Source organism: Phycisphaerae bacterium (assembly GCA_012729815.1).
Taxonomy (GTDB): Bacteria; Planctomycetota; Phycisphaerae; order JAAYCJ01; family JAAYCJ01; genus JAAYCJ01.
The window spans coordinates 26,325-42,114 of the sequence record JAAYCJ010000089.1 but is presented as its reverse complement, the minus strand read 5'-3'; the positions used below and the strand labels follow the sequence as shown (position 1 = coordinate 42,114).

The window sequence follows — 15,790 nt, the reverse complement described above, 5'->3', positions numbered from 1 at the left end:
TCTTCTCGTCGTCGCGGAATACGTTCACAACGTTAAATCCGGCCCTCTCCAGCAAAAGCTGCAGTTCGTACCGGAACGTGTATCGGGTGTCCATCGGGATCGTCCGCTCGCGGACCAGCGAACCGTCGGCTGCGTATTCCTGGAACTTCCGCTGGCAGTGCTGTATCTGCCTGACCGGGTCGTGCGAGACAAAGCGGTCACTGCGAACGACGTGGCGGCCGCTGGGCAGGTCGTATTCCGTCGTCACCGCAAACGGCGCATCCGGCTCCTGCGTCAGCGCGGCAAACGACGGAGCGTAGACGTCGACGATGAAGCACCCGCCCAACCGCAGGTGCCGCCACGAGCAACTCAGGCACCCGATCTTGGCCGGCTGATCGAACAGGTGCATGAAGGAGCGGTAGGGGACGTAGATCAGGTCGTAGTCCTTGCACGGCAGATCAAACCGGGCCATGTCGCAGCGGAAGAGCTCCGTTCGATCCAGCAGCCCTCGCACCGCAAGCTTCTCGCGGCAGACCGAAAGCATGTTCTCGGAGAAGTCCAAGCCGTCGATCCGCACGCCCTCCTCGGCAAGCGGCACCAGAAGCCGACCGGTCCCGCACGCCAGTTCCAGCACCCGCGGCCCGTACGCTGCGGCGCACTCGCGGTAAAACGCAAGGTCAAGGCTGCCGCCCTGCTCGTAGTCATAGTACTCAGCGTAATCTTCGTAGTGTGCCATTGCCATGTCCTATCGGTAAGCTTACACCCTCTCCCTTTCTGCAAGCAACTCCAGCAGGCCATCCGGATACAACGGTGGCGTCTGCGGGCCTATGGTGGCAGTGTCGAGCCAGATTGCGCTGAACTGCGATCCGTCGTCCTCGGTTCCGGTGAAGCGGTCGATTTCGTACAGGCTCCGATCGAGAAACTCAGCGTCGTAGACGAAGATGATCTCATGCTTCGGCCGGCCTTCGAAAGTGAAACGTTCTTCCAGAACGCCGAGCAGGTTCGGATCGGCGATCTCCGCTCCGAGTTCCTCCTTCATCTCCCGGCGAAGGGCCGCCGCGCTCAGTTCTCCGAACTCGATGCGCCCGCCGGGCGGCCGGTAGAACGCCTGGTCGGTCGTGGGATCGGAGTATTCGCCGACCAGGATGCGGCTCCCATTCCGAAAGACACAGATGGCGACAGGCCGGATGTACCCGGTCAACGGATCGTCGGACATGAGCAGTGTTCTCCCGCAACCGCAACACTACCGCAGGCGAATAGCCGCGCCGCCTGACCAATGGAGATCATATACTACCCGATGAGTCCCGTGACCGCAAGGGTGTCGATGTCGCACTTGCAGTAGGCCTACATCTCCACCCCATCGATCGGCGTCCCGCACGCGTGGCATTGGCCGTCCCGCGTGCGCTTCTGGCGGACGGAGAAGCCGATGCGGTCGATGACCTTTTCGCCGCAGTTCGGGCAGTAGGTGCTTTCGGAGGCGTGGCCGAGCGTGTTGCCGCCGTAGACGTAGCGAAGGCCCGCGTCCTTGCCGATGGCGATGGCGTTTTCGATCGTCTCCATCGGCGTGGGAGGCGACTGGTCGTACTGGTACTCGGGCCGATAGCGGCTGACGTGCCACGGCACCTGCGGTCCCAGTTCGCCCGCAATGAACCCGGCGATGTCGCGCAACTCCTGGTCGCTGTCGTTCTGGCCCGGAATGACCAGCGTGGTCACCTCGAGCCAGATGCGGCTCCGGGCCAGCCAGCGGAGCGACTCGAGCACAGGCTTAAGATGCCCGCCACAGCGGTCGCGATAGAACTTCTCGGTAAAGCCCTTCAGATCGACGTTGATCGCGTCGAGCCACGGCTCAATCGCCTCCAATGCCTTGACCGTGATATAGCCGTTGGAGACGAAGCAGTTCTTGAGGCCCTCGTCGTGGGCGATGCGGCTGGTGTCGTAGGCCAGTTCATAGTAGATCGTCGGTTCGGTGTAGGTGTACGAGATCGACCGGCAGCCGGCGCGGTCGGCGTACGCGACAATCGTCTGCGGCCCGGCCGGCTGACCGTCGATCCGGCCCTTGTCGCGCGGCATCTGTGAGATCTGCCAGTTCTGGCAGAAGTCGCACTGCAGGTTACAGCCGGGACAGGCGATCGAGAAACTCATGCTGCCGGGCATGAAGTGGAACAGCGGCTTCTTCTCGATCGGATCGACATTGGTCGCGATGACGTGGTGATAGTTGAGCGAGAAAAGCTCGCCGTCGATGTTCTGCCGGACGCGGCAGCGGCCCAGATCGCCGGGCTCGATGCGGCAGTGCCACGGACACAGGTAGCAGTGAACCCTCGACTCTTCAAGCTTCTCCCAGTGCATCGCCGGTTGTACGTCTTGCCGGGCCATGAACGCGCCTCCCGTTTTCCCACCCGAGTGACCGGAACGGCCGGTGCGGCGCTCAAACCGCGCGTCGGCCGCGGAGCATCAACGCCCATTATACGCGTTGACCGCGTCGGTCATAGCGCAAATGTTGGCTTCCGGGACGTCATAGAACAGGTAATCGGAGGCGGCGACGATATGCTTATGGCCCTCAACCGCTTGCAGAATCTCCAGCGTCTTCTCTCGCACCACCTCCGGCGAAGCCGAAAGCAGCACGTCCAGGCCCAGATTGCCGCGCGTGCAGATGGCCGGGTCGATGATCGTCCGGGCGTCGCGAAGCGACTCGACGTTGCCCACCGGCGGCGGGCTGAGCGTCTCGAATAGGTCGATGCCCATCCGATTGTAGAAACCCATGCTCAAGAACGGCTCGATCCGTGAGCAGATGTGGCTGTAGACGGCCAGGCCGTGAACGCGGGCCATCGCGGACGCCCGCTGCGAATAGGGGATCAGGTAGTCCTCGTAGAAGCGGGGCGAGATCATTTCTGAACCCGGTCCGCCAAGGAAAATGAAGTCCGCTCCGCCCGCGGCGACCGCGGCAAACAGCCGCTCGTCGAGCTTCAGAATCTTGTCCATCAGGCGGCGGAAGGTCTCTGGACAATCGTGGGCGATCAAAACGGTGTTGACGTTATCCGGAAAGCAGAGCAGCTCGTACGGCTGGACGCTCCATTGGACCGAAAGGGCGGCACGGTCGGCGATTTCCTCAACCGTCCACCGAACGCCCGCAGTCACTGCCGCCAGGTCGGCTGCCAAAGCAGCGTCGATGTAGTGTTCGAGGGCGGGCAGATCGTCAGGCGTTTCCACTGGGTACTTCGGTTGAAAGAAGCCCTTACGCTTCTCTTCGATGCCTTTGCGGACCAGGGTGCCGACGGGCGTCTCCAGCACCTCGTGAGTCTCGATCCGATCGTCCGACTCCTGCCGGTCGACCTGCCGCCACGCCAGCTTGTCGTCGCAACACCCGAGATCGGGCAGCCCCACGTTGATCAGCGGCACGATGTCGAATCGCTCGACTGCGGCAATCGTATCGCCAAGGGTGGTCTGCGAAATCCACTCCTTGCCCGCCAAACGCGTGTCGAACCCGGCCCCGCCACCGATTTGCGGCGAGCAGATGGGCGGGCCGCCGTGGCGGACGTGGTCGAGAAAACGCTGCCGTTTGGTCATGGCGTTGTCGTCTCCCCCGGATACTCCTCCGGCCGCATCGGCGGGAAGACCTCCAGCAGATCGGCGATCCGGACCGCCGGAGGCAGCGGGCGGATCGTGCTCATAACAAGGGTGACGCTATCGAGTTGCCGTAGCGATCCGTGTGTGCTGGCGACATTGACGCTTTCGGCCAGGTCCTCGGCTCCGCAGAACCAGCCGTCCTTGACCGTCAGGATCAGGTTCGGCGGGTTCCGGACCAGACCGTGAAACGCGGTGTAGACTCGGTTGAGCGGATCGGGATACTTGTGGTCGACGGTGGCCAGGAACAGGGCCTCATCGTCGATCGCTCCGTCAGGCCCAACCTTGCCGGCCGCCGCGAGTTGCTCGACGATCGGCGCAAGTTCCAGTGGGTCGCCTTGTTGCGTCTGATAGACGTAACCGGTAGCGGTCCTGGTGATCCGTGCCGAGCCGTCGCGGTTGCGAACGGTGACCCACGTGGAGTCCGCAGGATCGACATACGCGGCCAGGGCAATCGGTTCCAGCGGCAGCATGGCGTCTGCCACCGCGGCTGGACGGGTGGTGTAGATCGCGCTGTACGTCACCAGGCCGAACTCGATCGCGACCACGTCGTTCGGGTCCTTCAGCCTATCGGTCGGATTGAACCCCACCGTCTCCAACGCGTCTTCCATCTCGAAATGCGTCGCCGCGGTCAGATTGTGGCCGTGGTCGGCGGCGATGGTGAACCGGCAGCGGCCGCGACGCTGGTACATGATCTTCTCGCAGAGCCGATCGACCTTCTTGAGGGCTTTGACAAGCCCTTCGGCCCCTTTGCGCGTGCCGACGGTGGCGGTGCCAAGGCAGTAGGCGGTCACCGTGCCGTCACGCCGGCGGTTGAACGTCCGCTCGATGCCGCCAAGCTCCTGATCGAGCAGCCAGCCCGGACTGACGTAGCCGACCGCGTCGAGGATCATCGAAACCCGGTAGTCGAGGAACTTCTGCCATGGGGCATTGGTCTCCGAGAGGTACGCCAGCTTGCCGCCCTCCACCTTGCCCTTCTCCGGATTGTACCAGAGGGCCTCGAAGCCCAGCGGCTCTCCGGGCGTATACATCTGCGAAAATGCCAGGTCCGTCATCGACGGAAAACAGGAGACCAGACGGCTCGGCGGATGGAACAGCCGGAAACCGCCCTCGTCGTAGAGCTGCTTGACCAGCGAATAGGGAATCCCGTCGAGCAGGATCACGTAGTGCGGGCACTGGTCGTCCGAGCAAGAATCGGCCAACTCGATCCGAATCTCCGGCTGGCCGTCACGGTCGTCGTCGTAGCCAAGGGCCACCACCCGTCCCGACGGATCCAGGTACTGGAAATAGTCGCACTGGTCGTTCGTCTTCACGTCCCAGCATCGGTAGTCCTGGGTGAACTCGGTGGGTGCGGACTTCGGAAAAGCGGCGCACCCGCCTGCCAGCAGCAGCGGCATCGCCGCGGCGATCCACCACGATTTCGTCCACTTCATGGCACAGCCCTTTCGTTTCGGCGTTTGGTAATAATACGCCTGGCAGCGCGCGGAGATCTCCAATTAGGAACCAATATCAGGTTCATCGGCATTCGATCAATGAGATTTGCACCCTTTCCAGCGGACTCTTATCTGCCGCGAACGGCTTTGGCGGGTGAACCGGCGAACCGCAGCAGTGCCCACGCCCCCGAGGCCAGCAGGATCGCCATCGCAATACGGAGGCCAAATCCGCTGGACAGATGGACGCTGGAGGCAATCAACAGCGCCGGCAGGACCACGGTGGCCAGCAGGGCGGAGGGCGCCGCCAGACCCGACCACTGACGCCGGCGGGCGAGCAGGGCAATCAGCAGCACCACCAGGCCGGCTGCGATCAGCCACACCGGCAGGTAGGGGGCCACCACATCGTAGAGAACGTTAGGCATCCGCAGGACGTAGGCGAGAGCGAGGGAAAGAAGGTTGACCAGGAACAGGAGCCCCATCGTCCGGGAGTCGCGGCGAACCGCGATCCAGAGGCTCACTCCCGCCACGACGCTTCCTCCCGCCGCCAGCATCGCAAAGCGGCCCGGCCCGTCATCCAACTCGCTGACCGTCCGCAACTGCGGCCAGACGGCCAGCTTGAACAGCAGCAGACTGGCGAACGCCAGCGTCATAACCCCGGCGTGCACGGCCAGTCCGACCAGACGGGCGGCCGTGGTCAGCGGACGCCCGCGGACGATCTGCTGTTGCCACACGCCGGCCAGCCATGTCCACAGGAAGGCCCACACGCCCAGCACCAGAAGGGCCAGGTTCAGGATGGTCGCGATGCGCAGGCTCTCGCCCCCGGTGATCGCCAGAAGCCCGCTGAGGGGAGCCAGGCTGATCAGGGCGAGGCCCGAAAACGCGGCATCGGCGCGAAAACCGTGGTCCACGACGACCAGCAGAGCCACGCCCATCAGTAGCGTGGCGACCGCCGAGGCGGCGGAGGTGACGTGGCAGAGGGCAAAGAACAGGACCAGCAGCGATAGGGCGGTCATGCTGCTCGTCAGGCCCGGAGCCACCGCAAAACGCCTCGTCAGCACCTCCGGCCGGGTCAGCCACGTCCGTCTCTGCTCCCGTCGGTGGTGAAGGTAGGGCAGGTAGGCGAACAGGAGGCTCACCATCGCGATCACCAGAGCGGAAGTGCTGAGCACCTGGCCCACCGGAAGGTACATCGCCAGCCACGTTCCGACACCGCACCCCAGCCAGTAGACGGCGGTGACGCGAAAACCTTCCTTCTGACGCCCGAACAGCAGCCAGATCCCCGCCGCGACGGCGAGCATCGTCACCGCCACCAGAGGCAGCCGGCCGCCAAACTGCTCCTTCCAGACAAACTCCTCGAGCAGCGGGGCCAGGAAATCTTCCGCTTCCAGAGCGGCCAGTGCGATCATTCGAGTTCCGGACAAAGGGATACGTTGTAGTGCTGGAGCAATGTGCCCTTGGTACGCTCCAGCTCCACGAGGGCCACGTTGTGATTGACCAGCGCGGCCAGCAGGGCCTGGCGGGCCTGGGCCAGAGTCTCCTGGGCCCGAAGCTGCAGGTCGAGATACTCGGGCGACAGGCGGACCCGCCGGGCCACGATCGCGTCCAGGTTCTCTTCGGCGGCCACCACCGACGCCGAGGTCGGAGGTATCTGGTCGTAGGAAGTCTGAAGCTCGCGGACCGCCACGTCGACCTCCAGAATCACGCCCTCGATCACTTCCTTGAGCGCGGCAATCGCCTGGTCACGCTGCAGCACCGCCTTGCGCTGCTCAGCCCGGGCGGCGCGGTTGCCGATGGGGTATTCGAAGGAGATGCCCACGAAGTAGTCCTGGAAGTGGCTGGTGGACATTTCGTCGAAGGCGTTGCCCGGATTGCCCGCCAGCCCGTTGATCGTATACCGGGCGGTCAGGTCCAGTTTGGGAAGTGCCTGATTCTTGCGAACGGCGACGTTGATGCGCGCGTTCTCGATGGTCAGCTTCCGCTGCTCGATCTCCGAGCGGTTCTGGAGGGCCACCTGCACCTGGGCGATCCGGTCCATCGCGATGGGACCGACCGTCGGGAAGTCCACCGGAACAATCTCGATGTCCTCGCCGAGGTTCAGATCCGGATAGTTGATCAACTGCTTGAGCTGGTCCTCCAGGTCGCGGACCCGGTTCTTGATCTGCACGTACTCGGCCTGGCGGGTGCCCAGCAGGGCCTGCGTCCGAGTGATCTGAACCGCGTAGACGTCGAACATCTTGCGTTTCTCGAGGAAGTCAAGCGTCTCCTCGGTCTGGTCGACCAGACTCTTCTGGATCACCACGTTGCGACGGGCCTGGACGAGTTGCCAGTAGGTCTTCTCGACGTTGGAAAGCTGCTCGCGGGCCGCCTGCTCAAGATCGAACTTGGCGATCAGCGTGTTGTTCTCAGCCAGTTCGATATTGGCCCGGTTGACGTCGAGCCCGAAACCGCGGAGCAACGGCTGGCGGAGTTCCAGTGCGAAGCTGCTCGTGTAGCTGGGATTGAGCGTGTAGTACGACAGCGACGTGTCATAGCGGACCAGATTCCACGCCCCGGTGATGGCGGCGCCGGTGGGCAGCGGTTTGGTGATCCCCGTGGTCATCGTGTGCTGCTCGACGCTGCTGCCGATGAGTTGCGACGGGGTCGGCTGATTCTGCTTCGTGTACTCCCCCTCTAGAAAATAGGAGGCGTCGAAAACAGCCTCCGCGGCGAGAACGTCCATCGCGCTGATCGCCGGCCCAAAGCCCTGGGTGCGGATGCGGAAACTGTGCGCAGCCGCGAGGGCCACCGCGTCGCGAAGCGAGAGCAGCACCCGTTGAGGTCGGGCGATATCCGAGATCTCCGCCTCAACGGGGTCCGGAACGTACTGCTTGAGCCGGTCCATGTCCTGGATCACCACCTCCTGCTCCGGGCCCGATGGGGCCGGCTCGGTGGCCGCCAGTTCCTCCTGGGCGGCCAGGGCGGCCCGCGCCACCACCGCGTCGGTATCGATCACGGCGCTGGTGACCCCGCCGCGAACGGCGGGCACGATCGGTACGCCCTGTTCGAACGAGGCGCCGCTCAACAGGCAACTGGGAAGCGCGCAGAGCAGCGCGGCGGCGAGCATCGGACGAGAGGCACAAAGAAACCGTCCGGAGGCAGTCTGTTTCATTGCGTAGATCCTGAGTCCTGGTTTGGCCTGTGGTTCTGCCGTCATGGGCAATCGCAATCCAAGCTAACCTCCCGATTATAGGGGTGGCTCCGGACCTGTCAAATATTTAACGAAGTGAAGTAACGCCGGGCAGGCAGGGGGCCACGCCGGTTCGGAAACGCCCAAAGACTATGCCTCGTGGCGGAATCGGCGGGTCGGAGCCGCAGGCCGGGGTCACTCGGACTTGACTTCCTCGGCTTCCGGCTGTTCCTCACCATCCTTTTCGAGCAGCCCTTCCGGAGCATGGTACTCGTAGTAGGTGCGGTACATCTGGCGGAAGTACCCGCCCCGGGTGATGCGCACGTCGTTCAGGACGATCCCGCTGAGACGGGCGTTGACCCGGCGAAGCTGCTCGCGGGCCCGGAGAATTGCGCCGCGGGCCGTGTGCCCGGCCCGGATGGTGAGAATGGCGGTGTCCACCGCGGTGGCCAGCACCAGGGCGTCGCTGACCACCAGCAGGGGGGGGCCGTCGAGGATGATCGTCTGGTATCGGCCCTTGAGCTCCTGGAGCAGGCCCTTGAGGTGGTCGTTGCCCAGCAATTCGGCCGGGTTCGGCGGCAGGGGGCCCGCCGGCAGAACGTCCAGGTTGTCGTGCTGAGTAGGCCGGATCAGGTTGCTGGCACTGGCCCGTCCGACCAGGATGTCGCTGAGTCCCTGCTGACCGTCCGAGAGGCCGAACGCCTCCGCTGCGCTCGGACGCCGGAAGTTGGCGTCGATCAGGAGAACCTTCTGCCCGGCCAAGGCCAGCGAAGTGGCCAGATTGACCGCGATGCAGGTCTTGCCCTCCTCCGGCGAACAACTGGTAACCAGCACCGTCCGCTGCTGCTCGGGCGGACCCGCGAAGAGGAAGTTCGTCCGTAACTGACGGAAACTCTCAGCCAGGATCGAGTGCGGCGACTCGATCAGAAGCTTGTTCATGTCCTCCGGCGACGCCTCGTCATCCTCCTGCGAGGGCACCTGTCCCAGCAAGGGCAGATGGAGCTGGCGAACCACGTCGGCCGGCGTTTTGACCGTCGAGCTGAGGAACTCCAGGAGGAATGCGAAACCCACTCCCAGCATCAGCCCCAGCATAAGCCCGGCCGGCAGGTTCACCTTGAAGCTGGGCGAGCTTCGTTCCAGAGGCCTTTCAGCCCTGGAGATGCTGACCCGGACCAGTTCCGGGTCTTCCTGCTGTATCCGCAGCCGCATGATGTGGTCGTTGACGGTGGCCAGTTGCTCCTCGAGATTCTGGATATCCCGCTCATCCGCCCGGTATTTGGCCATGTGGGCTTCCAGGTCGTCCAGTTCGTGCTTGGCCTCCACCATGCGGTTCTGGAGCGAGATGACTTCCCGCGTGATGCCGTCCAACTCCACCTGCGTGCGTTCGCTCATCTGGCGGAAGTTCTCGGCGAGGAGTTCGGACTTCCGGGCATTGAGCTGGCGCTCGATCGTCTGAATCTGCCGCTCAAGCTGAAGCGTGAGGCCGTGCTTGGGTCGGTATTCCCGCGCGGTCTCAAGATTCAGTCTGGCGTCCGCCAACTGCGCCGTGTACGTCCGCACCAGCGGGTCGAAATCCACCGCCTGACGCATCTCGGGCGTATCGGCCATGCTGGTCTGCGCGCCGGGCCGGTGGTACATGTCATACAGCGACTGGGCCTGCTCCTGCCCGGTCAGCCGCTCCTCAAGCAGCTCGTTCAGCGAGGCGACCTTTGCCCCGACGTCCGCCTGACGCCGCTCGATCACCGGGATGTTGTATGAGGCGCGGTCCCGCGCCAGCGCAGCCTTCTTGAGGCTGATCTCCGAGAGAAGTTCCTGCGCCCTGCGCTGGTACAGAGCCAAGTCCGTGCGGCTCCGGCCCTGTGACGCGTCGCTAACCCTGCGAAGGTACTGGTCCAGAATGGCATTGACGATCTGGGCGCTTTCGCCATCGTGCCGCCACGCGAAGCCGACGTTAATGAACCATGTGTCCCGGATGGGGGTGGCGGCGAGACGCTCATCCATGTCCAGCAGGGCCTTGGGAACGTCGTTGCCGAACGATTGGTACCACGAGGTGCCGCGAACCACTGGATCCTCCAGGGCCTTGTTCAGGATTCCCATGGCCTTGATCATCCGGGCCTGGGTGTTGATGTGCTGCTCCATGATGTCCTTGTTGGGAAGCTGCCCCTGCTTCTCCATCGGCGCCGGAGGGTTCGGACTCTTGACCTCTACCAGTGCGGTGGCCCGGTAGGTCGGATAGTACTTGGCCCAGAAATACGTCCCGACGCCCGAACCGACGAAAACGAGGATGGCAACGATGACGATCAGCCAGATGCGCTTCTTGAGCATCCGGATGATGTCCTGCGGCGTGAATGCCTGTTGAGGCATCGGTGGTCCCGAGGGCCGCATGCCCGGTGAGAGCGGGACCTGGACCATCGGCGGCATCGGCGTTCCCGGAACTGTGGTTATCTGCGACATCGCTCTCCCTCGTTCTTCAGTCTTCCCGCCGGCCGGCATCCCTATGCCCCGTCCGTCCCGGTTGCCCGATAACGTTGGGGCCCGGAATGCCGGTGCCGATCAGGTTACCATGTCAAATGCTCTTGAGGGCGTCCCGAATACGCCCCTCGAGAACCTTGTCCTCGCCCACCATGGCCAACGCCTGGCGGAACTGAACCTGGGCCTCGTGACGCCGGCCCTGTTCCAGCAGGATCTGTCCCAGGTGGAAACGGCTCGCCGCCGAGGCCTTGATCCATATGCTCTTGGCCAGGTACACCATGGCCTTTTCCTTCTGACCGATCCGTTCGAGGATTCGGCCATAGGTATCCAGTAGATCGGCATTATTCGGGGCGCCTCGATATGCTTGCTCAATCAACTGCACTCCCTCATCGCCCCGATCAACAAATTCTACGTAAATATAAGCAATATTGTTCAGGGCCGCCGTCGAGTCCGGGTCCAGCTCCCTGGCCTTGTTCAGCGCCTCAAGCGCTTCGCTGTAGGCCTTGTTGTCGGTCAACTCCTGACCGGCAATGTACCAGACCAGAAGCTGCCGTTGCGCATCCTGTTCCTGGGCAACCACTTCCTGACACAGACGATAGGCCTTCTCCGGCTGTTTGGCCGCGAAACAGGCGGTGGCGAGGGCGAGTTTGACTCCTGAAACGGCATCGTCCGACTGACCGAGCAGTGACTCGATTCGGGTGATCGCCGTTGGCGCATCCATAACCTTCAGCAGGCAGTTTCGAGTGATGTGCCATACCGCCGGAGGAGTGCTCTGCAAAAGACGCAGCGCCTCCACGAGGGCCTGGGTGCCGGCTTCCTCCTGGTTCAGCTTGAACAGGGCGGCCGACATCCATGCCAGAACCTGCGGATCCGCCGTCTGACCTTGGGTCAACACCTCGCGGGCAACGCTGACGGTCTGCTCGGGCTGACCGGCTTGCAGCAGGGCCTCCAGATACGTGTTCAGGATGGTGGCCGCCATGGGTGACTTGCTCTGAGCCGCCTTTGTCCACGCCTGCTGGAGCACTTCCGCCGCCCGTCCGAACCGCTCCTCCCGCATGTGAAGCAGGCCCTGCTCGTAAGGCCAGCCCCAATAGGAACCGTGCAGACTGCCCGCCCAGACCAGGAGTTCCTCGTACGGCTGCGGATCCATGGCCGAAGCAAGCGCCGGCAGCAGAGAGTCTCGAATCGCCTCCAGCAGGGCCGGCTGTTCCGCCAGGCCGGGCGTCTCGATGATCTTGCGAGCTTCCTGCACCGCATCCGCCGTGCGGTCCAACTCGCAGTACAGCTTGATCAGGCTGACCCGGCCGTCCAGGCCGAAACCGGCCGGATTGATCGAGGCATGCTTCTCCAGATCAGCCATCGCCTCGTCGAGCTTCCACATGTAAATGTACGCATTGGCCCGTTCCTGAAGCGCCTGAGTGTTTCCGGGTGTCTTTTCCAGAATCTGCGAGAGGGTGGCGACCGCCTCGGTCATCCGACCCTGATTGATCGCCAGCCGCGCCTGGAGCAAGCCGCCTCGGGGATCCTCCGGGTGGAGCGAGGCGAACTGATCGGCCTGCTTCCCGGCTTCTTCCCACTCCCGGTTCTCCATCAGCACTTCAATCAAAAGGACCCTCGCGTTGGACTTCTCGGTTTCCGGAGCATCGGACTGGACAGCCTTGAATGCCCACTCAACCGCCTTGGCAAGCTGCTTGTGCCGGGCATGGAACACCGCCAGGTTCAGGCGGGTCTTCAGGGCGTCCTCCACCTCGACCGTCTTTGAGAACGCCTCCTCCGCCTGGTCCGGCTTCTGCGTTGCCTCGTAGAAGTACCCGACCAGCGAATACCCATCCGCGTTCCCGGATTCCGCCAGCTTCTGTGCCTGCTGCCGGAGATAGCTCTCCACGTTCGCCACGCGATCGTGGCGGGAGGCGAACTGCAGATAGGCATCGGTCAGACTGGTCGCCTGTGCCTGACTCAGGGCGCCTTGATAGCACTCCTCGGCCTTGTCCAGGTCGCGGACCTCCTCGCGGTTCTCGTAGATCCACGCCAGACGGATTAGATTCTGCAGATCGTCCGGTTTCTCCTGCCGCCTCTCGATACGCCGTGTCAACACGGTCTGGGCGTCGAGACGGGCATCGTCCTGCATCGCCTGCTGGACCTTCGCCTGATCGGTCAGCCACTGGGCCTTCTGTTGCAGCCACGGGTCCCACCGAAGCTGGCTCCAGCCCCGCTGAACCGTCCCGGCGAAAGCCTGGACCAACTGCGGGTTGACCGTGGCCGGATTGCGGGCGATCGCGTCCCACTGCAGCAGCGACTGGGCGCGCAGGGCGTACGGGTTGGTCGGACTCAGCTCCAGCGCCTTGCCGATCTGCTCCCGCGCGTCGGCCGCACGCTCCAGCACGAAATACGCCTCGCCGAGCATGGCGCGAATCACCGCCTCTTGAGGAAGCTCGGCCACCGCCAGTTCCAGCGAACGGGCGGCCTCGGAGAACTTCGTTTTCGCCTCATCGTTCTTCTGCTCGACCAGCAACTCCCATCCCCGGGCATTGGCCAACTGCCCCTCATAGTAGGCGCCGCCGACCGTGTCGAGGTTCTCGACCTTCGCCAGATCCACGCATTTCTGCGCGCCCGCCCAGTCCTTGGTGGCCACCGCGAAACGGAAACACACCGCGTTGGCCCGCTTGGGATCGATCTCGCTGGCCTGGGCCAGGTGCTTCTTGGCCTCTTCCATGTTGTTCTGCCGCAGGTACTGGTCGAAAAGCTTGACCGCGCGGACGTAGGGGTCGCTCTCTCCCTCGACCAGCTTCATCTCCTCCATGAGCCGGGCCTCCCTGTCTTCGCGGTCCATCTCAGCGGCCCGCGAAGCCCGCGCCTCATCGTCTTCGATGCTCAACAATTCCATTCGACGCTGCAGCAGGCGGTCATCAGGGTACTTCTCCAAGGCGGTCTGGAGCACCTGTTTGGCCTGGTCGACCCGCCGCGTCTGAAAGTAGAGACTCGACAATATCGCCGCGGCGTCCTTGTGGTCCGGGTGCTCGCGAAGGATGGTGTTCAGGAGACTCTCCGCCTCCTGGACACGCCCGCGCATGGCGAGAATCTGAGCCTTCTGCACCTGCCAGTCCAGATCCGCTCCGGCCTCGACCATCGCCTCGGCGACCGCATCCGCCTCGTCCAGACGGTCCAGTCTCGCCAGAGCCTCCAGTTTGAACGCCAGCCCCTTTTGCCGCTGATCCCGGCTCAGTTTCGGAAGTGAAAGAAGCTGCTCGGCCAGCGAAAGCACGCGGACCGGATCATCCAGCCGCAGATAGACGGTGGCGGCCAGGGTCAGGGCGTCCTCCGAACTGGGGTTCATCTGCAAGGCTTGATCCACCGCCGTTTTGGCCGCCCCGGTCTGGTTTCGCTGCAGATGCAACTGGGCCAGGATCAACTTGATCCACCCGGCATTCTCGTTGGCGAGACGATCGGCCTCCTCGAAACATTTGATCGCCTCCAGGACGTTCTGATCGAGCAGGGCCTTGCGACCCTTGAGCTGGTGAATCCGGTAGTCTTCGGTTCCCGTCTGAAGCTGAATCTCGTCAATGTACCGATCCAGCATGGCCGCGTCGCCCTCCGCCTGGCGGGCGAAAAGCAGATCCGTCATCGTCATCATCAATTGCGTCCGCAGCATGCGGTTCCGCCACCCGTCCGGCCCCGTCAACTGCGGAGGCATCTGGTTGAGACGCCGGTCGAGCATCTCCACCGCCAGATCCAGCTTCGCCCCGGCGCTCTCGGCCTCCCCGGCCGTCGCCTGCTGCCGCAGAATGGCCGCGGCCAGCAGATACGGGGCGTACTGGTTGGGATCCAGATCGATGCAGTCCTGTACCAACCGGTAGGCTTCCTCGTTCGCGTCGTCCTGAATCTTGAACTGGGCCAGGGCCAGAAGGGCTTCCCGCTTGTCCGTCTCGGACTGGGCCAGTGTCAGCGCCTTCTTGAGGTTGTCCTGAGCTGCCGCCTGGTGCTTGTCGGCGGCGGTTTGGTGATCCTCCAGATGACGCTTCCAGCGGGGAAGCGACTGCTGAGTTCCACGAAGATTCGTCTGGAGCGTCTGCCGGGCTGCGCGTTTCTGCTCGTCGGTCAGGTTGCTCTGCTGGTCGAGGCGGGCCAACTCCTGCTCCGAGATGACCTGAACGTTCTGCCCCTGTTGAATCCGCGTCTGACAGAACATGGCCAGCGTCGTCTCCAATCGAGCGCAGGTCCGGCTGTGGTACATGCCCAAAAGGCGATGCATGGCCGAATCGGCCGCCAGCGCCTCGATGTGATCGGCAAAGACCTTCTCGCCGGCGGCGAAATGCTCCCGCATACGGGCCACCTGCTGGGTGTACTCGTCCGGCAGGATATTCGGGGCCGAGGCGAATTTCACGTTCTCCTCCGCCTCGTCCGAGACCATGGCCGCCAGCGCCTCGACATAGTCCGGCTTCGGATCCAGCGAGACGGCGAGCTTGATCGCCTCCTCCGCCTTGGACCGAAACTCCGTGTTCTCACCCCGCCGTGCGTAGAGCCCCAGACCCCGGCAAAACTCCGCCAACGCCCGTGTCTCACGAAGCTCCGGATCCGACTCGCTGTCCGCCGGCAGCATGGCCAGCAGCTTGTCCGCCTCGTCCTGGAGAGAGCTCATCATCGCCACGTTGGACGATCGGCCAAACATCTCGTAGGACATCTTGACCAGACGTTTCTGGCCTTCGATGAACGTGGGATCGGTGATCACCGACTGTCCCAGAGCGGCTCGGGCACGGGCGACCTCACCGGCTTGGTAGTAGGCGTCCGAAACCTTCAGCAGCCACTTCGGATCGTTGTCGCTGTACTTGAACGCCCGACCATACTTCGAAGCGGCTTCCAGATAATCGCCCGAAGCCATCAGCTCATCGGCCCGCTGCGCGTAGAGGTCCGGATTCCTCTCCGCCGCGGCATACTTCAGGAGCAACCCCATGATCAGCGTCAACATCATTATGGTGCCCACGGTCAGAAACGCCACCATCCGCTTGTTCAATCGCCGTACCGTCGCCATCCCGAGGCTTCTCCTTAATCAGTAAAACTGCTGACCCGGCAATGATAATTGTCTTTTGGAAACTCTCAACACGAATCCATACGCTGCCTCTGC

Annotated in this window: 9 protein-coding genes; all 9 read right to left on the bottom strand. The window is 63.4% G+C overall.

Translation table 11 applies throughout. The annotated features are described in order from the left end of the window. Positions 1-715, bottom strand: a 715-nt coding sequence (locus tag GXY33_06855) for a class I SAM-dependent methyltransferase (protein NLX04845.1), incomplete at its 3' end; no start/stop codon positions are given. 21 nt (positions 716-736) lie between these two features. Continuing rightward, positions 737-1,195, bottom strand: coding sequence for an NUDIX hydrolase (locus GXY33_06850; protein ID NLX04844.1), 459 nt, complete (start codon positions 1,193-1,195; stop codon positions 737-739). 128 nt (positions 1,196-1,323) lie between these two features. Beyond that, the gene (gene amrS / locus GXY33_06845) at positions 1,324-2,352 is read right to left on the bottom strand and encodes an AmmeMemoRadiSam system radical SAM enzyme (GenBank protein ID NLX04843.1); all 1,029 of its coding nucleotides are present in this window, start codon (positions 2,350-2,352) and stop codon (positions 1,324-1,326) included. 78 nt (positions 2,353-2,430) lie between these two features. Continuing rightward, complete coding sequence (locus GXY33_06840) at positions 2,431-3,543, bottom strand: hypothetical protein (GenBank protein NLX04842.1); 1,113 nt, start codon at positions 3,541-3,543, stop codon at positions 2,431-2,433. Further along, positions 3,540-5,033 carry a hypothetical protein gene (locus tag GXY33_06835; GenBank protein ID NLX04841.1) on the bottom strand — a complete coding sequence of 498 codons (1,494 nt, stop codon included), beginning with the start codon at positions 5,031-5,033 and terminating at the stop codon, positions 3,540-3,542. Before GXY33_06835 ends, GXY33_06840 begins: the two co-directional genes overlap by 4 nt. A 128-nt stretch (positions 5,034-5,161) precedes the next feature. Then, complete coding sequence (locus GXY33_06830) at positions 5,162-6,439, bottom strand: hypothetical protein (protein NLX04840.1); 1,278 nt, start codon at positions 6,437-6,439, stop codon at positions 5,162-5,164. Beyond that, on the bottom strand, positions 6,436-8,181 hold the full coding sequence (locus GXY33_06825) for a TolC family protein (protein NLX04839.1): 1,746 nt from the start codon (positions 8,179-8,181) through the stop codon (positions 6,436-6,438). The genes GXY33_06830 and GXY33_06825 overlap by 4 nt, the downstream gene beginning before the upstream one ends. Positions 8,182-8,394: 213 nt before the next feature. Beyond that, positions 8,395-10,653 (bottom strand): polysaccharide biosynthesis tyrosine autokinase, encoded by a 2,259-nt coding sequence (locus GXY33_06820; GenBank protein NLX04838.1) that lies wholly within the window; start codon positions 10,651-10,653, stop codon positions 8,395-8,397. 112 nt (positions 10,654-10,765) lie between these two features. Beyond that, positions 10,766-15,697, bottom strand: coding sequence for a tetratricopeptide repeat protein (locus GXY33_06815; GenBank protein NLX04837.1), 4,932 nt, complete (start codon positions 15,695-15,697; stop codon positions 10,766-10,768). Positions 15,698-15,790 lie beyond the last annotated feature (93 nt).